This window comes from Rubripirellula lacrimiformis, from assembly GCF_007741535.1.
Taxonomy (GTDB): Bacteria; Planctomycetota; Planctomycetia; order Pirellulales; family Pirellulaceae; genus Rubripirellula; species Rubripirellula lacrimiformis.
Genome location: NZ_CP036525.1, coordinates 6,690,914 through 6,708,110 on the forward strand (window position 1 = coordinate 6,690,914; position 17,197 = coordinate 6,708,110).

The window sequence follows — 17,197 nt, forward strand, 5'->3', positions numbered from 1 at the left end:
AACGCGATGATCACACGGAAAACTCTTCGGCAAACGAAGGCGACGATGGTAACGACTGTTCCCACCAGATTCGTGACTTCTGGACTCTGGAATCTCGAATGATCTCGTTACGCCAATTACACTGTTTGATCCTACCGGCCAGAGATTTTCGCCGCTGATGATTGTGCCGGCTGTAGGGATTAGACCGCCGCCGCAAGTATTCCATTCATGACAACGGTAGACATGCAAATTCACCGATCCGCCCGATATCACGCCTTGATCATCGGAAACATGATCATCCTAGCCGGGTGTTCGCCCAAGCAAACGGCGTTGAAGCCACAGCAGGATGTCCGGGACATCCCCGTCAAAACGGTTGCCCTAGCGACCACCGAAGTCCAGCGAACCACGCTCCAACCGGCATCGATTCACGCGTTCTATCGAGCCGAGATTCGTGCCAGGGCGACGGGCTTTGTCAGTGAATTGAAAGTCGATATCGGCGATTACGTCGAAACCGGGGCCGAACTAGCGGTCATCCATGTTCCGGAGATTCGAAAACAGCGAGAGATCACCGAAGCCAGAATTCAACGATACGAGGCCGAGGAACAACGAGCCCAAGCAGGCATCCAACTTGCCGACGCCCGCGTCCGGTCATCCCAAGCCATGCTGGCCGAAGCCCGATCCCAGATGGCTGGCGTCGAAGCGTCGCTGGCAGGATCAGAATCCGAATTCAATCGCACCCAGGATTTGGTCGATCGCGGATCGCTACAGAATCGCATGTTGGACGAAGTCCGCATGAAACGTGATTCGGAAGCCGCTCGCAAAGACGCCATGGCATCTTCGATCCAGTCGGCCCAAGCCGAGGTCGCGGTCGCCGAGGCCCAAGCCGCTGCCGCTAAGGCGGACCTGGTAGCCGCCAAAGCCGAGACCCAGGTCGCTCGCCGTCAACTGGACGAAATCGATGTGATGATCCAGTTCGCTACCCTGCGGGCTCCGTTCACCGGAATCGTTACCGAACGAAACATCGAACCGGGCGACCTGGTTCGCCAATCCAACGAAGTTGGAAACGGTCGACCGTTGTTCGTCGTTAGTCAAGTCGACAAAGTCCGCGTCCGCATCCCGGTCCCCGAGTCCGATGCACCATTGGTTCGACCGGGTGACGAAGTTCGATTGACGTTCCCATCGTTTGCATCGGAGGCACCGATCGTCGGCAATGTCACCCGTCGCAGCGGCGACCTCGACCCCAGCACACGAACGATGATGGTCGAGGTCGAACTGGACAACGCCGACGGCAAACTTTTGCCCGGCATGTTCGGCCAAGCTTCGATCAATCTATCGACCAAGATCGCTGCCAACATGCTGCCATCCCAAGCGATCCGTATCGGCGAAAACGGAAACGCCTATGTCTACGTCGTCGGTGACGACGAGACCGTTTCAATCGCGGAGGTCACGATGGGCATGGACGATGGAAATTCGATCGAAGTCTTAGCGGGAATCCAACCGGGCCAACGGGTGATCGGTTCGCACCTGAAGCGATTTGTTGACGGCCAAAAGGTCGTTGTGTTGGGGGACCGGAATTAATGTCCTTGATCAACTTCTCTCTTAAAAATCGCTTCGCCGTATTGGCCGGCGCGATCGCACTTTGCGTGCTTGGTGCCTCCGTCATTCCTGGCATCACGATTGACATCCTGCCGGATTTCAAAAAGCCGGTCGTCGTCAGCTTTTTTTCCTATCCGGGACTTCCCACCCTGGACATGGAAAAGTCGGTTTCGTCACGTGTGGAACGCGCGTTGACTCTAGCCGGAAAGATCGAACACCAAGAATCCAGAACGGTTCCTGGCGCCGCGGTCATCAAAGTATTCTTCCAACCCGGTGCGGACCCCAGCTCGGCGATGAACGACATCGTCAATCTGGAGGCCAGCGATATGTTTCACCTGCCACCGGGGATCGAGTGGCCTTTCACGCTGCGGAGCGAGCCGTCGAATCTGCCGGTCGTGCTAGCAGCGATCTCGGGCGAAGGACTGAGCGAATCCGAACTCTATTCCATTGGCTACTACGCCGTGCGAAACAAGATGGGCGGCTTGAAGGGCGTCCAGATTCCGCACCCATTTGGCGGAAAGTTCCGACAGATGATGGTTTACGTCAATCCCGACAAACTGCGTGCCTATCACGTTAGCGCCACCGATGTTGTCGACGCGATGCAGAAAGCCAACCTGGTTTTGGCAGGCGGAACCGCCACGATGGGCGGAACCGATTACCAGGTGCACCCACGCAACACGCTGCCCAACATCGAAGACATCGAAGCGATTCCGGTCGCGGTCCGTGACGATCGCCCGATCTTCATTCGCGATGTCGCGCGCGTCGTCGATGACGCCGCACTGCAATACAACATCGTCCGCGTCAACGGAACTCGCAGTGTCTATTGTCCATTGCTACGCGAACCGGGCGAAAACACCATCGCGGTGGTCGATCGCATCTATGAAGGGATCGCACGTGAAATCCCCAAGATGAAGGAACGCGGGGATATCCCCGAAGCCACGCAGGTCACACTGGTATCGGACCAATCCAGTTACATTCGCAATGCGATGTCCAACCTGCTGACCCAAGTCGGACTCGGCGCGTTGCTGGTCGCGATCGTTGTCTTTGTCTTCCTTCGCCGCGTGCTGCCAACGATCATCATCGTGTCCACGATCGTATTGGCGATCTTGATCGGAGCGATCGGGTTTGCGTTTTCGGGACAAACGATCAACGTGATGACCCTGGGCGGGATCGCGTTGGCGATCGGGACAGTCGTCGACGCGGGCATCGTTGTGGTGGAAAACATCATTCGTCACTTGCGGATGGGCAAATCCCCGTTGGAAGCCGCTCGCCAGGGAACTCAGGAAGTCTCGGGCGCCATCCTGGCGGGTACCGCGACGACCTTGGCTGTGTTCTTGCCAGCGTTGTTTTTGACCGGCATGATCAAGTACCTGTTCACCCCATTATCGCTGGCTGCGACGTTGACGATCGGTGCGTCCTATCTGTTGGCCCTGACCGTCGTCCCCGCCTACTGTGCGACATTCGTCCGCGAGCGGGTGCAATCCAAGAATGCCGATTCATCGGATCGCGAATCGGATCCGCGAGGCCTGTACGGTCGACTGTTAAGCACAGCGATGAAGACCCCGGCGATCAGCGCATTGGTGATCATCGTCGGTGTCGGTGCATCCTTTGCTCTCTTGCCACGGATTGGTACCGAGTTGTTTCCGGAGGTGGATTCGGGATCATTCGAACTGCGACTCAAAACGCTGCCCGGAACGTCGCTGTTGGAAACCGAAAAGTTGGTCGCTCGGATCGAAGACTCGATCAAGGGCATCATCCCGGAAGAACAAATCGAAACGATCATTTCCAACATCGGGTTGCCCGTCGGTAAGGGAGCCGGTTTTTCGACCGTCCTAAGCTCGAACTCTGGGCCCGACACGGCTTATGTGATTGTCAACCTGAGACAACAGGGCCGATCCACTAGCACGCGTTCGTATATCGAGACGCTGCGGAGCACGTTGGCCGACCAGTACCCGCTAGAAGAGTTTCTGTTCGTATCCGGTGGCATCGTGAACATGGCACTGAACGAGGGTGTGCCGACGCCAATCAGTGTGCAGGTTTCGGCCGGAACGTTGCAGCAATGCCGGGATGCCGCTGAACGCATCGTCAAAGCGGTGCGTCCGATCTTGGGAACCCGCGATGTTCAGATCGCCCAATCCCTGGACTATCCGCAATTCGATGTTCAGGTGGACCGGACACGTGCCAAGTATTTGGGTGTCGACCAGGAACAAGTCGCCAAGACGGTCTTAACCGCATTGGGGTCCAGCGTTGGATACGATCCAACGATCTGGATCGATCCCAAATCGGGGACCGACTTTTTCATGGGGGTTCAATACGAATCGAACCAGTTCGAATCGCTGGACGAGGTCCGCAACATTCCTCTGTCGTTGGATACCGCGGACGGCCCGATCACGATTCCCCTATCCAACGTGGCGACTGTTAGCCGCGTGACGATCCCTGCGGAAATCGCTCACTACAACATCTCCCGCGTCAACGATGTGCACGTCAACATTTCGGGACGTGACTTGGGAAGTGTGGCGGCCGATATCGATACCACCTTATCGGAAATGGAATTCGACAACGGTGTCACGGTGACGCTGCGAGGCCCGGTGGAAAAGATGCGTTCGGGCATGAGCATGCTGGGCGTGGGGTTGGCCGTAGCGACGCTATTGGTCTATCTGGTCCTGATGGCTCAGTTCCGATCCTTTGTCGATCCGCTGATCATCATGTTGGCGGTTCCGCTGGGGATTGGCGGCGTACTGATCGTTCTGTACTTCACCGACACCTACATCAACATCCAATCGTTGATGGGGACATTGATGATGATCGGCGTGGTGGTGAACAATTCGATTTTGTTGGTCGAATTTGCGAACCAGCGTCGCAGCGAAGGTTTGTCGGCCAGCGAAGCGGCGCTATCGGCCGCTCAAATCCGACTGCGTCCGATCCTGATGACATCGCTGACCCTGGTCGCGTCGATGTTGCCATTGTCGTTCCAGTTGGCTCCGGGCAACGAGGCGATGATCCCGCTTGCCCGCGCCTTGCTGGGCGGCATGGTCGTTTCGACGGTGCTGACCCTGGTGCTGGTTCCGTGCGTCTATTCGCTGGTGCACCGCAAGTCGTCGCTCGCCGCATGATCGCGGCGAGGTAGGTCCGGCCGAAGTCTTGACGGATTTCGCGACCGGATTTGGACCGCCCATCGGCCGAAAGTCTTGGCGACTTGCGCTACGTTTTCGGCCGATTGGATTCCCCCCATTGTTCGCTCGGGGGGCGTGCGTTACGAGGATGGCGACAGTTCTTTTCGCTTCTCGGCGATCAAAGCCAGCAGAGCACGCTGTGGCTTGACGAACTTGTCGACGCCTTCGGTCATCAAGGCCTTGTGCATGTCGTCCAGGTCCAACTTCGAATCGATTTCGTCTTGAACACTTTGCGGCGGCATCTGGTCGACCGTACGGGTGAACTCGATCCCGCTGTCGGCAACCGCTTGGTTGGTTTCCGGCGGATTGGTTTGGATATCGCTGCCGGCCAGTGCCTGCACGTACTTGTACGGCGGGTCGTTCGGGTTCTTGGTACCGGTGCTGGCGAAGATCAGTTCCTGGGATAGCGGCAGATTCTTGTCAGCCCAGAAATTTTGGTTGTCCTGCCAAACTCGTTTTGCATTCAAGATGCCGACCATTCCCTGGGCATCGTCGGACAGATCGGGAAGTTGCTGTTGGGTGTAAACATCGATCCGCGAGATGAAGATGCTGTAGACCGATTTGAATTGGTCGCGATTGGCAAGTTGCTTGGCCCCGGCCCAAACGGCGTCGCGTGCTGCGCGGTACTGATCCAAAGTAAAGATCAGGGTCACGTTCAAGGTCACGCCGGCGGCGGCCAATGGCGTCAGTGCTTGCAGCCCGGCTGACGTGGCTGGCACTTTGATCATTCGGTTGGTGTGCCCGGCGGCCCACTTCTTTCCAAGTTCAACGTACTTCGCGACCACATCGCTTTCGTCGAGGCCCAAGCTAGGATCTTCCAGCAACGGGTCCAATTCGAAACTGACCCAGCCAGCGTCCCCATTGGATTGCTCGCGAATCGCAGCAAACTTGGACTGGGCATCTTGGACCAACGAATCGGTGATCGCCCAAGCAATCGCGTCGTCGTCATGGCCTTCGCCCAACAGGGATTCGATCTGAGCGTCAAATCCGCCTGCCTTCACGATTCCAGAGATGATCGCCGGGTTGCTGGTGGCCCCAACGGCGCCCCAGGCAAGATTCTGGTCCACTTCGGCTGGTTCGACGGAATCGAGATACAGCTTGGTTCCGGTATCGATCAATGATTGGATGGAGTTGGCCAACGTTTTAGTTCCGTAGTGACGAGGGTGTTGGGGGACTTTCAGCTGACAGTCTATCGGCTCTCGCAAGGCTCACCCACCAGTGCAGAGGGGGACAAAGGCCACGCTGGGGCATCTGGTCGCACCGAGTCATCTCGTCGCACCAGCCCATCTGGACGATCTCGGCCTGGGCAATATCCGCTGCGGCGATCACAATAAGTCGAGCCCAGCAATGAAGTTGGGTACATTGATGGGGACCTGACCCTGGTTGCGGAAAACGGCGGACGATCCTCAACCGCGGTCATTTCCCCCCCGGTTAACCTCGCGACAATTCGTTTCCCCCCGAAGAGAAAACTGATGAAGCAACTGATTGGACTTGGACGCGACACATGGTGGCTGTGGCTGGGATTTTTTGTGTTGACGATCGCATTCTCGTTGGTCGTCGGCAAATTTTTCTTGCTGCTGTTACCTTGCCTGCCGATCCCATTCATCTATTTCGCGTTCAACCGATACGACGAAGACGGAAACGAAAAAGCCGATTTGGGCGATTAAGGTTCGAATCGCAGTGCCGCTCGCCCGTCGGTCGACCGGTTCGGAAACGACCGACCACCGACGGATTCGGCCAGCCACTGAACAGCCAACCCGATCATGGGGTGTCGACCATCGGTCAATTCGGGATGGACACTAAAACACAGCACGCGGCCGTCCCCGAATTGGCCGCGAACTGCCGCCGAAGTCCCCGCCATCACTCCCCGTGGCGATCCGTTCTTGGAAATTTCCGAGTCATAGATGGCTAGGCTCTCGTAGTCCGGGACCTCGGGATCGTCCCATTCCCGCCGCGCCAGCAGCGGCCCTTGCGCGTAATAGATCGACATGTCGCGGCGATCGTGCCCGAACAAGGCAGCCCCATCGGGTGATAGCCGGATCGACACCGTGCCATTTCCGCGATTCCAATGCCGTCGATCAACGACCTTGGCATCGATCAAATTCAGCGACCAGGAATAGTCATTGGTTGCTAGATAGGCGCCGGCGCAAACGCCAAGGTACCCGCCCCCACCGCGGACGAATTCTCGCACTGCCTGTGATCCTTCGGGACCAAGCGTCTTGCCCTGCTTGCTACCGCTGCCGCCCGGGTGCACCAAGACATCGACCTGCATCAGTCCGCCGCTGCGAATCTGTTCAGCCGCAATCCGAGTGACCTGAAACCTGTCGTCCTTGGCGGACTGCAAAGCAGCGATCAACTTCTCGCTGCTCTTGCCCACCCCGGGTCCCTCGAAAACGGCAACCCGAACCGGCGGTTCTTCTGCCCATCCCTCCGGCCACCCCAAGACGGGGAAGAGCAACCACAAAACCAGGGCTCGCAAAATCATCAACATCTCGCTCACGTTGGATCGAATCGGCCGCTAGCAGAAGCCCCGCTAACAAAAGCCCGCGACTGAAACATCGTGTTTGCCAGCGCCACGTCGACGTCCCAGTTCATGATGCCCGACCATTCTAGTCCGCCACTCCCCACCCAGCACAACCGCGGGGGGGGCAGTCGCTGCCGGACGCCGAATCGCGAAACACGGGGAATTCGCCGCGAATTGTCGGGTCTGTAGCCCGCGTTTCGGCGTCGGGAGAGCAGGGCGGGCCCGGATCTTGGAAAATTTCCGCACCAAGGACTTTTGTGACCTAGGTTTCTAATAGACCAGAAAGTCCCCTCTGTCCCGAACCCAAAATCCATGACTCCTTCGCCAGCCTCGAACCGACGACGCTTCCGTCGCGACTCCAATCGCAGCGGCATTGCGACGGTTGAATTCGCCATCGTGTTGCCCGTTCTGTTCGTGCTGACCCTCGGCACCATCGACGTCTGTTCGGTGATGTTCTTGAAAGAGTCGGCCGTGCTAGCAGCCTACGAAGGTGCTCGCCAGGGCGTCGCCCGCGGCCGAACCAACGCCAACGTCACCACACGAGTTCGCGAGTTCTTGGATGAACGGAACATCCAATACCAATCGGGCAGTGTCTGCACCTTCAGTTCGCCGGGATTCGAGTCCGCCGAAACGTTGGAAAACGTCACGGTCACGGTCAACATCCCCGCGGCCGGGAACCTACTGATTCCCACCGAGCGATTCGCTGAACTGATTGTCACCGCAAGCGTCACGATGCGAAAAGAGTACGAGAACTTAACCAACAACTAGTCGTTGTCGTCACGCCCTTAAATTCACTATGAAAAGACACAACCAATCACGACCGATTCGCCGACGACGCCGATGTGGGCAGTCACGTCTAGGCGCATCAGCCGTTGAATTCGCAATCATCGCCAACATTCTGTTGTTGATCATCCTGACGTGCATGGAATTTGCGCGGATGAACATGGTCCGCAACTTGGCACAGGATGCGGCTTACTATGCCGCTCGCCATGCGATTGTTCCGGGAGCAACTTCGGCCGAAGCCGAAGGCGAAGCCAACCGCATCATGGGGTCGCTGTTAACGAACGGTTACAGCGTGGCGGTATCCGAGCTGGATTCCGAATCGACCAACGTGACGGTCACCGTCACGGTCGACTTGGGCGAAGTTGCAATGTTCGCACCGTTCTTCCTGCCAGAGTCGGACATTTCATCCACCGTACGGATGCGAACCGAACGTTACGACGGATTCTACGAACAGTGATCCCCGGTCAGACCGTGCAGCGTCCGCGCATTTGTGCGCAGCGGGCGTTTGGCATCGCCTGATTGCCCCCATCGATTGAAAAACACCATGTCCGGAAACAAGATCATGAACACCGACCGAAAGTCCGTCGCATCGACAGTGACCAACCGTTGTGCAGACCACGCGGCAACGAATCCATTGACAACGCGTTCCGCCATCGCTGGACGGAACCGCCGAGGCGCGGTCTTGGGCTTGTTGGCGGTACTGCTTCCGGTGCTGGCAATCCTATCGGCGTTCTGTATCAACACCGCGCAAATGCAATTGACGCGTACCGAGCTGATGGTAGCGACCGACGCTGCTGCCCGTGCCGGCGGACGCGCACTGAGCGAAACGCAAGAAGTGTCGGCGGCCAAAACCGCTGCTGCGACCACAGCCGCCATGAACTTGGTCAACGGCGAACCGCTGCAACTTCGGACCGATGATGCTGCGAACGAAATCGAATTCGGTATCACCACCCAACCCAACGGTTTGAATGGACGATACGTCTTCCAGAAGATCCCCACCGCGCAAGTGGCCAGCGGCAACGAAGTGGCTAGCGCGATGCGAGTCCTAGGCCGGCGTGACAGCGGGTCATTGTCGGGACGCGTCCCCTTGGTCATTCCGGGCGTGTTGAACGCCAGCGACTTTGAATCCACCCAGGACGCGGTCGCGATGCAAGTCGACCGTGACATCTCGATCGTGTTGGACCGATCCGGTTCCATGAGCTGGATCACCTTCGATTGGCCAAACGGAACATCGCCTTGGAACAATACCGTTCGCAACGCAGCGATTGACGCCGGAGTGATGTACTACCATTGGCGGTACGGCTACCAATACACCTACGGCAACGATAGCGACAGCTACCAGCAATGGGCTTGGGAAAACTACTTCAATCTGGGGCCGGCGCCCCAACGTCCTTGGGACGACTTGGTTGCCGCCGTGAACGCTTTTCTGAATGTGTTGGACAACACCAGCCAGGAAGAACAGGTATCCGTTGCTAGTTATTCGTCCAATTCGACCTTGGACACATGGCTAGAGAAAGACTTTCAGGTGGTTCGCGATACCGTCGACGACCTGTATGTCGGCGGTAACACGGCGATCGGAAAGGGAATGGAATCCGGCATCACCGCTCTGTTGGCAAGTGCCGCGCGACCTTACGCATCCAAAACGATGGTGGTCATGACCGACGGCATGCATAACAGCGGCATCGATCCCGAAACCGTTACCACCAATCTGGTCGGTCAGTACAACCTTACGATCCATACCGTCACGTTTGGCTCGGGTGCCGATCAAGCCAAGATGAAGCGTGTCGCCAATAAAGGCGGTGGCAAGCACTACCACGCTTCGTCAGGTGCCGAGCTAGTCGCAATCTTTGAAGAGATTGCCAACAACCTACCAACCATCATTACTGAATAATCGAAATGTCAACCGCCATCGACCTTGCCGATCAACAATCGGTTTCTGCACCGTCGCCACGGCAGCACGAAAAACACGCTCCACGCGATGTCCCTCGCGCAGCCCCGAAGAAGGCAAACGCGCTGAAGATCCTTTCCATCGTTTGCTCGATCGGAATGCTCGTTTGGACGTTCGCGTCTGTATTGTCCGGCGGCGTGACATCGAAACCTGTGGAAATCGAAACCGCTGCGCCGATCGATCCCGTGACGCAGGTGACCCATCAACAATCCAACTCGTCCGCTTTCTATAGCGCCGCAGTTGCTTTGGATGCTGAATTCATGCGAAACCTGCGAACCGGCCAGGAAGATTACGACTCCGCAGTGATGCCCGGGATTGAACAGTCTCGCCAACACTGGGAACAGTACCGCAATCATATCCAACGGGAAATCGATGCTCTTGCAGAGGCTCCCGTCGGATCGCTGGAATGGCAATATCGCGAGCAACTGATCGCCAACAGCAGCGATGGCCCGCTGTAGAATCAAACGACCAGCGGTTAAGCGGCTGCCGAAGAATCGGGGAAAGAACGTTGTAAAAAAACGTTGGCGACTAGGTTTTCTGGCAAAATCCTCGACACCACCCCCGGAAATTCGAACCGAGCCGGAGCACTCGGAAGAGGGTGCGCTTTCAAGACAGGTGCCGTCAATTATGATAGGTCCAACCTTGTCCTCCACCCCATTTCCATCAAGTGCGTGCGAATGTCGATCAAGATCCTGGATCGCCGAAATCTTCCTGTGCATCGCACCGCCCGCGTGAACAGTTTGTGGTCACGTCCCGGCTTGGCTCGCACGGTGTGCTTGCTGGCAATCGGGATCGGATGCGTCGGTGGAATCGGAGCCACCCCAGGCGTCGCCCAGCAGGATCCGTTTGGTTCACCGGCGATGGATGGTGGCGGGCTGTTTGCGGATCCTGGCAACGCGGCCAAGCCTAGCGACGACGACGACATCCTGGCCGAGGATCCCGTTAAGAAACAGCTGCTGGAACAGGCTCGGCGGGGGGACGAACAGCTTGCCGCGTCGATCGCCAGCCTTGCCAGAACCGGCCGCTGGGCCGAGGTCGACGAACTGCTGAAGAGCATTTCCAATCGCAAGTACTCGCAGGCCGCAGCAGCATCCATGGCCACCCAAATTGGACCGGCCGTCTTCTTCCAAATCAAACAGCAGGCGGATGTTAGCGACGAAGCCAAGGCCAGCCTGGATCGGTTGGGGGCGGCACTGATCGCCCAAAATACCGGGGCGGACCGGCTGGTGCAGGCAATCAAGCGTCTGGATAGCCCGTCGAAAGATCAGCGTCTGGCCGCTGCCCGCGTCTTGCTTCATGGTGGCGAAGCGGCCATCGGACAGTTAGCCGCCGCCGCGGTTGCCGAACGATCCGCTGAATCACGCAGCCGAATTTTGCAAACGATGTCGCGGTTGGGCGACGGCGGAATGGATGCGTTGCAGCAGTTGGCAGCCTACGGGACCGCGGACGTACGATCCCGAGCGATCGAATCGCTAAGCCAGTGGGATGCCGACGCAAACATTGTGTTCTTTGCCGTCGCGCTGCACGCGATCGATTCCACCGATCAGGAACGACAGGCTGCGACCGCGGCTTTCGCGAAACTGAATTCGGGAATCCCCAGCGTCGACCTGGCGATCCAGATCGCTTATCGCGACTTGCAGGACCAAGCAGCCTCCGCAACCGCCACCGACAATGACGATGCAACGACGACCATCTGGACGATCAAACCGGAACGCACCGGCGTAACCGCTCAAACCTCTCGCACCATGCTGGCGGCCTACCGCGACGCCGCCGACGCGGCTCTGCGACTGCGTCGAATGGACATTGCCAGTGCTGCAAACGCACCCTGGATCCAAGCTGACATACTATCTAGCAGTTTGGCCTATCGGGTTTTGATCGACCCGGATTGGGGTGACCCTGAACAGATCGAAGAGGTCCTGCAGTTGGTCGGCGGGGTCGACGAATCCATCATCCTGACCGCGATTCAGCGTGCCGCCGGTCAGGAATTGGCGGCGACCGGTGGCACCGATCCGCACGCCCCCAACGCTAGAAAGGGCATTGAAACCGCAGCCATGATCGGACTGATCCGGTTGGCCGGATCGCCGCATTCGCAACTGCAGCCCGACCGTCTGCTTCGATCCAACGGCGGGCGACCAAGCATTTTGGTCCAGCAGGCTTCGTCATCGACGCCTCTGATTCGTTACGAAGCGGCTCAATTGGTCTCTGAATTGGCCGACGGATCAGCCTATCCAGGCAGCAGCCGCGTCCAACGCACCTTGGTCGAAATGACTCGCTTGGGCGACCGCCCCTCGGCAATCATCGTCGAAACTCGGCCGAACTATATCGCTCACTTCGAGCGGCTAATCGACAGCATGGGTTGGACACCGGTCACGGTCGGCAGTGTCGGCGCCCTCCAGCGCGCGATCGATCAGGGCGGCGACCTGCGAATGATTTTGTCGAAAACGCTCTTGTCGGACATGTCGCCGATCGAAATGGTCGACGTCGTCCGCCGCGCCAGCAATGGCGGCGAAGTGCCTTTGCTGTTCTTTGACGATCAAGGGTCCTCGGTTCAAGACATGGGTGTGACGCTGGGCCAATCCCGATGGTCAGCCCCTATGGCGTTGATCGACGCACCAGTATCGGTTCAGGCGTTCGATGGCATCCTTACCGACGTCCAAATGAAGCGGCGATTGCCGGCTTTGTCCGTGCTGGACCGCCAACGATTTCGCGTGGTCGCACAGAAACGACTGGCCAGCGGCGAGAACGAATGAGCCCCTGATCGACCCTGCGATCGACGAATCGAGTTCCCTACCGCAGCGACGCTGATACCGCTATCGTTTAACGATAACTTGATGTTGAAAAAGCGTCGGCCGGGGGATGGAAACCAAGCGAAGCCAGGTGGTGATTCGTCTGACACCGTTTGCCTGCCCCGATCAACGCCTATCATCGATCCGAACGGATCACCCAAACCTCGGCGTGATCCAAGACAAGCTCCCCATCGATACCAATTCCCGCAATCTTCATGGCGATCCTTGGCATTTCCTCCGGCGGTTCGGGATCAGGCAAATCCCAGAGCCCTCCGATTTCTGGAATCATCGGCACATCGCCGGCGATGCAGGAGGTGTACCGAATCACTCGTCGGGTGGCGGCCAGCAATGCGTCGGTATTGATTCTGGGCGAAACCGGCGTGGGCAAGGAACTGATCGCCAGCGCGGTCCATCGACTTAGCCGCCGCAGCGGCGGCCCATTCGTCCGCGTGAATTGTGGTGCCCTGAGCGAAAGTTTGCTGGAAAGCGAACTGTTCGGGCACGTTCGCGGTGCGTTCACCGGCGCCGTTGCCAACCGAACCGGCCGATTCGAAGCCGCCCACGGCGGCACCGTGTTCCTGGACGAAATCAACAGCACGTCGCTGACCCTGCAAGTCAAACTGTTAAGGGTTCTGCAAGAAAAAGAATTCGAACGCGTAGGTGACACCAGCACCCTTAGCACCGATGCGAGGATCGTCGCGGCCAGCAACCGTAACCTGATGACCGAGGTTCGTGCGGAACGTTTTCGCGAAGACTTGTATTGGCGTCTGAACGTGGTGCCGATCGAGATCCCCTCGCTGCGTCAACGCCGCGAGGATATTCCCGCGCTGGTATCGTTTTTCTTAGAACACTACAACGAGGTCAACGACCGTTACGTCGTCCACATGGGGCCCGGCGTGATCGAAGCGATGCAAAGCTATCACTGGCCCGGCAACGTGCGCGAGTTACAAAACTACATCGAACGCGCCGTCGTGATGGCCGAGACCGACGAACTGACGTTGGATGTGTTGCCCGCCTGCGTCCGCGGCGAAACTGAATCCGAAGCGGGAGGCCCCGAAGTCGCCGAGGATTTTGATTCGCTGGCCAAAGCACTAGTCACTCGCGGCCTGACCGAAGTCGGGCCGGCTGCCGGTGAAGTTCACGTCACCATCGTCGAACACATCGAAAGAGAACTGATCGCGCAAGTGTTGACGCAGTGCGCCGGCGTGCAAACCAAAGCGGCAACCCGATTGGGGATCAACCGCAACACGTTGCATAAAAAGATCAAAGACTACGGACTTGGCGACGACGCTGGCTAGACCTGCTAGACCGCGATCGCGGCGCCCCGATCGGAACGATTCAGTAACCGCCGATTCAACTGGCCGATCCCGATCCCAGCCAATGTGAAAAACACGACCGATTCAGGCCGAATCGGCCCCATGAACGATACGCCCAACTGGGCCCAGCCCAGAAACCAGACGGCGACGACCGCCACGATCGCAAAGATGCGGCGCTGGAACGTGGATCCGGATCGCAGCGGCAGCATCGCGAAAAACAGATGGCAAAGGGCGAATAGGAAAATCATCAGCCCGATCGCACCGGTCGACACCAAGATCTGCAACAACAAATTGTGCGCCGTGTAGTTGTGGGTTTGATGCCAAACGTACAGCGAACCGGTTTCGCTGGTCACAAAGTACCCGTGACCAACCAACATCGCTTTTTCGTATTCTTGCCAAATCGCGGTCCACAGTTCGGCGCGTCCCGACATCCCTCGGATCTGATCGCCCGACTGGCCCCGCGATACATATTGGGTTCCCACATCGGCGGTTGCTGAAATCAGTTTGAACCCTGGATCCATCGCCAACATCAACACCGCGATCATCGCTGCGGCCAATAGCGTCATCGCTCGACCACGATTGCTGCTGTACCAAAACAACACTGCACCGATGGTCACAATCGCCATACCGATCGCAGTCCGGCTGTTGGAAAGCAGCAACACGCTGCCATGCACTACGAGGCTTGGCAGGATCAACCGGGAAGCCCAGGGAATACGTCCGATCCGTTGGCACAAGACCGGCAGCAGCAACCCCAACGATGCGGTCGCACCGGCCGCCGTCGGGTGAATCAGACCATCGCCCCCGGTATGAATCCGACCGCGGTCCAAACCGGACACCTCGGGGCTGATCGCATAAGCGACCAACACCACAGCGTTGGAAATCAACAGCACCCAGTTCAGGTGTTTCAAAATCGAAAGCGCGCGTTTGTTGTCTGCCGAAACGATAGCGACCAAGGTGGCATAGAACAGCATCGCGACCAGACTTCCCGATTGCGCAATCGTGACCGATCGAAGCGGCGACCAAATCACACTGACCAACGTCCAAACCAAAAAGGCGTAGAACGGCATCAACGGATCGATTGACCGACGCAGGGCAGTCCAGGAACCGGCAGAGATGATCAGCCAAGCACCGCCAAAACAAGCCCAGGCCAGAATCAGCAGTTTTGCGCTGTCCAACGGTTCCCAGTGCGTCGCCTGAGACGTGGTCGGCATGGTGAATGCCATGGCCGCCAGCAGCCACATCGAAATCTTGATGAAGCCAAAGATTCGCCGCTGCAACGTCGGGTCATCGATCCCGTTGTCGACAATCAAAGCGGATCGCATGTGCGGTGGCGTCGCCGCGGCGTTGCCGGAAAACCAACGAGAGGACATGAGTGGTCGCCTACGAATCCGACGACGTCATCGACGCGACGGTCGCGATGTCATCGGGTTCATAATGCGGCGATACCGGGGCACCCACGTCAGGGCCGTCGCTGCGTTTTTCGAACTTCCAGTCTCGATGGGTCCGTCGTGCAGACCGGGTATCCCGATGACCAGAGGAACGCACCTCTGCCAGCACAGGCAGGCTAATCGCTGCGGCACAGGCTGCGAACAGTCCAGCAATCGCACACAATGCCTTGTTCGGCGTGACCGGTCGGTGTTCCAGCGAAGCCGGTTGGACCACATTGACGCTGGTCAGTTTCTGATCCGATAGGACTTCGTCCAACCGAGCCTGTTCTAGTTTCTCGGCATGTCGGAGATAGCGTTCTTCTAGAATCTGGACATCGTTGGACACCGCTAAAATGGATTGTTCGTTGCGATTCAGTTCGATCGCTTCCTGCTGCAATGCGTCACGCTTTTGCTGCAGTGCTTTTTGTTTTTCCTGCAGACCACTCAGCGTCGCAATGTCCAGCATCTTGTATTCCACCAATTGCTGATGCGCGGGGTTCACCGACCGCGTGACTTCTTTGCGTTCGCCGGTCAATTCAGCCACGATTTTGGCGGCGTCGGCCAACTGCCCTTCGATGGCAACCAACTTGGGATGCCCCGGTCGATATTTGCTTCGCAGATCCTTTTCCAAGACTTCCAATTCGAACAACTGTGTCCGCATCTGATCACGGCCCTCGTTGGCGATCCCGGTGACCTCTTCGGTGATCGTTTCGTCAAAGTTGCGAAGCAGATCGTCGTAGGAACCCAAGCGAGACTTGGTCGATGCGATTTCACCCTCGGTATCAATCAGATTGTCGCGGACTTTGGAAAGTTGAGCCTCCAACAATTTCTGTTGCCCTTCGATCGTGACCAGGTTCGAATCGTTTTTCGCGTCCAACAATTCGACGCGAGCGAGATCCAACTGATCACGCAGCATTTCGCCCTGTTGTTCAAAGAAGGCATAGGTGCCGGCCGAGTGATTCACTTTGGCGTGGTGGGCGACATAGCTGTCGACCCATGCTGCGACGACCTGTTGTGCCACATCGGGCGAATCGGTTTCGTAGTGGACCGAAACCACACTGGATTCAGTGGCCGAACCGATTTCGACACCACGTTGCAGTTTGGTCAACGCAGCCTCGCGTGCCGGCACAGGATCGATCGATGCAATGCGTCCGCGAATTTGTTCGGCAGAACCACGGACCCATTGGGGCATCCAGGACGGTGGTGCCGCGTCGACTTCATCGCCGCTTTCACCGCTTAGGACAGTGTCCACGCCGACTTTGTCGATCACATGTTCCAGGACCTCGCGACTATGCATCACGCCGATCGCCGACTGAATTTCGTTCGCTCGCGTGTGGTGCAAACTGATCGTTTCACCAACGGCGCCGGCGGTAGGATCCAACGACACGCTTTCGCGCCCGATGCGTAGCATCAATTTGGATTCCGACCGGTAGGCTCGCGGAGCAAACAGAATCACCAACACGGTCAGTCCCATGACCGATGCGAATGCAGCTAGCGACAGAAACCAGTGGCGTTTGATCGCATAGGTCCACTGATCAAGAGAATTTGGCATCGAGGCAACTGGCTTATGGGGGGAAATCGTTGTGCCGACCGAATTTCGGTGGCGCCAATGCATCCCACTTTAACAAGCCTCCCAATAGATAAAACCTTTCAATTCGTCATTCT

13 protein-coding genes are annotated in these 17,197 nt (G+C 57.7%); 9 read left to right on the forward strand and 4 right to left on the reverse strand.

What is annotated here, in order from left to right; translation table 11 throughout:
* Positions 1–207 precede the first annotated feature (207 nt).
* Entirely contained in the window at positions 208–1,557 is a 1,350-nt protein-coding gene (locus K227x_RS23440; RefSeq protein ID WP_145173592.1) for an efflux RND transporter periplasmic adaptor subunit, read from the forward strand.
* Positions 1,557–4,688 (forward strand): efflux RND transporter permease subunit, encoded by a 3,132-nt coding sequence (locus K227x_RS23445; RefSeq protein WP_145173595.1) that lies wholly within the window; start codon positions 1,557–1,559, stop codon positions 4,686–4,688. The genes K227x_RS23440 and K227x_RS23445 overlap by 1 nt, the downstream gene beginning before the upstream one ends.
* A gap of 140 nt (positions 4,689–4,828) precedes the next feature.
* Here K227x_RS23445 and K227x_RS23450 read toward each other — a convergent pair whose 3' ends face one another.
* Positions 4,829–5,887 carry a transaldolase family protein gene (locus K227x_RS23450; RefSeq protein ID WP_145173598.1) on the reverse strand — a complete coding sequence of 353 codons (1,059 nt, stop codon included), beginning with the start codon at positions 5,885–5,887 and terminating at the stop codon, positions 4,829–4,831.
* A gap of 333 nt (positions 5,888–6,220) precedes the next feature.
* Between K227x_RS23450 and K227x_RS23455 the strand changes: the two genes are divergently transcribed.
* Complete coding sequence (locus K227x_RS23455; RefSeq protein ID WP_145173602.1) at positions 6,221–6,415, forward strand: hypothetical protein; 195 nt, start codon at positions 6,221–6,223, stop codon at positions 6,413–6,415.
* Here the strand turns inward: K227x_RS23455 and K227x_RS23460 are convergent.
* Positions 6,412–7,233, reverse strand: a complete 822-nt coding sequence (locus tag K227x_RS23460; protein ID WP_246146140.1) for a BPL-N domain-containing protein — start codon at positions 7,231–7,233, stop codon at positions 6,412–6,414. The genes K227x_RS23455 and K227x_RS23460 overlap by 4 nt on opposite strands.
* Before the next feature lie 351 nt (positions 7,234–7,584).
* Between K227x_RS23460 and K227x_RS23465 the strand changes: the two genes are divergently transcribed.
* The 6 genes from K227x_RS23465 (at position 7,585) to K227x_RS23490 (ending at position 14,087) form a co-directional block, all read left to right on the forward strand.
* The gene (locus K227x_RS23465) at positions 7,585–8,040 is read left to right on the forward strand and encodes a TadE family protein (protein WP_145173605.1); all 456 of its coding nucleotides are present in this window, start codon (positions 7,585–7,587) and stop codon (positions 8,038–8,040) included.
* Between the two features lie 28 nt (positions 8,041–8,068).
* Positions 8,069–8,512 carry a TadE/TadG family type IV pilus assembly protein gene (locus K227x_RS23470; RefSeq protein WP_145173608.1) on the forward strand — a complete coding sequence of 148 codons (444 nt, stop codon included), beginning with the start codon at positions 8,069–8,071 and terminating at the stop codon, positions 8,510–8,512.
* Between the two features lie 87 nt (positions 8,513–8,599).
* The gene (locus K227x_RS23475; RefSeq protein WP_246146141.1) at positions 8,600–9,946 is read left to right on the forward strand and encodes a vWA domain-containing protein; all 1,347 of its coding nucleotides are present in this window, start codon (positions 8,600–8,602) and stop codon (positions 9,944–9,946) included.
* A gap of 5 nt (positions 9,947–9,951) precedes the next feature.
* Positions 9,952–10,461 carry a hypothetical protein gene (locus K227x_RS23480; protein ID WP_145173611.1) on the forward strand — a complete coding sequence of 170 codons (510 nt, stop codon included), beginning with the start codon at positions 9,952–9,954 and terminating at the stop codon, positions 10,459–10,461.
* 219 nt (positions 10,462–10,680) lie between these two features.
* Positions 10,681–12,753, forward strand: a complete 2,073-nt coding sequence (locus K227x_RS23485) for a HEAT repeat domain-containing protein (protein ID WP_145173614.1) — start codon at positions 10,681–10,683, stop codon at positions 12,751–12,753.
* A 341-nt stretch (positions 12,754–13,094) separates the two neighbouring features.
* A complete protein-coding gene (locus K227x_RS23490; RefSeq protein WP_246146879.1) occupies positions 13,095–14,087 on the forward strand; it encodes a sigma-54 interaction domain-containing protein in 993 nt (330 codons plus the stop codon).
* A 5-nt stretch (positions 14,088–14,092) separates the two neighbouring features.
* Here K227x_RS23490 and K227x_RS23495 read toward each other — a convergent pair whose 3' ends face one another.
* A complete protein-coding gene (locus tag K227x_RS23495; protein WP_145173620.1) occupies positions 14,093–15,475 on the reverse strand; it encodes an O-antigen ligase family protein in 1,383 nt (460 codons plus the stop codon).
* Between the two features lie 10 nt (positions 15,476–15,485).
* A complete protein-coding gene (locus K227x_RS23500; protein ID WP_218933484.1) occupies positions 15,486–17,084 on the reverse strand; it encodes a GumC family protein in 1,599 nt (532 codons plus the stop codon).
* Positions 17,085–17,197: the final 113 nt, after the last annotated feature.

Bases quoted from the DNA above. Each gene is read 5' to 3' on its own strand.
- K227x_RS23440 (WP_145173592.1), top strand. From the start codon at position 208: ATGACAACGGTAGACATGCAAATTCACCGATCCGCCCGATATCACGCC.
- K227x_RS23445 (WP_145173595.1), top strand. From the start codon at position 1,557: ATGTCCTTGATCAACTTCTCTCTTAAAAATCGCTTCGCCGTATTGGCC.
- K227x_RS23455 (WP_145173602.1), top strand. From the start codon at position 6,221: ATGAAGCAACTGATTGGACTTGGACGCGACACATGGTGGCTGTGGCTG.
- K227x_RS23460 (WP_246146140.1), bottom strand. From the start codon at position 7,233: ATGATTTTGCGAGCCCTGGTTTTGTGGTTGCTCTTCCCCGTCTTGGGG.
- K227x_RS23465 (WP_145173605.1), top strand. From the start codon at position 7,585: ATGACTCCTTCGCCAGCCTCGAACCGACGACGCTTCCGTCGCGACTCC.
- K227x_RS23470 (WP_145173608.1), top strand. From the start codon at position 8,069: ATGAAAAGACACAACCAATCACGACCGATTCGCCGACGACGCCGATGT.
- K227x_RS23475 (WP_246146141.1), top strand. From the start codon at position 8,600: ATGTCCGGAAACAAGATCATGAACACCGACCGAAAGTCCGTCGCATCG.
- K227x_RS23480 (WP_145173611.1), top strand. From the start codon at position 9,952: ATGTCAACCGCCATCGACCTTGCCGATCAACAATCGGTTTCTGCACCG.
- K227x_RS23485 (WP_145173614.1), top strand. From the start codon at position 10,681: ATGTCGATCAAGATCCTGGATCGCCGAAATCTTCCTGTGCATCGCACC.
- K227x_RS23490 (WP_246146879.1), top strand. From the start codon at position 13,095: ATGCAGGAGGTGTACCGAATCACTCGTCGGGTGGCGGCCAGCAATGCG.
- K227x_RS23495 (WP_145173620.1), bottom strand. From the start codon at position 15,475: ATGTCCTCTCGTTGGTTTTCCGGCAACGCCGCGGCGACGCCACCGCAC.
- K227x_RS23500 (WP_218933484.1), bottom strand. From the start codon at position 17,084: ATGCCAAATTCTCTTGATCAGTGGACCTATGCGATCAAACGCCACTGG.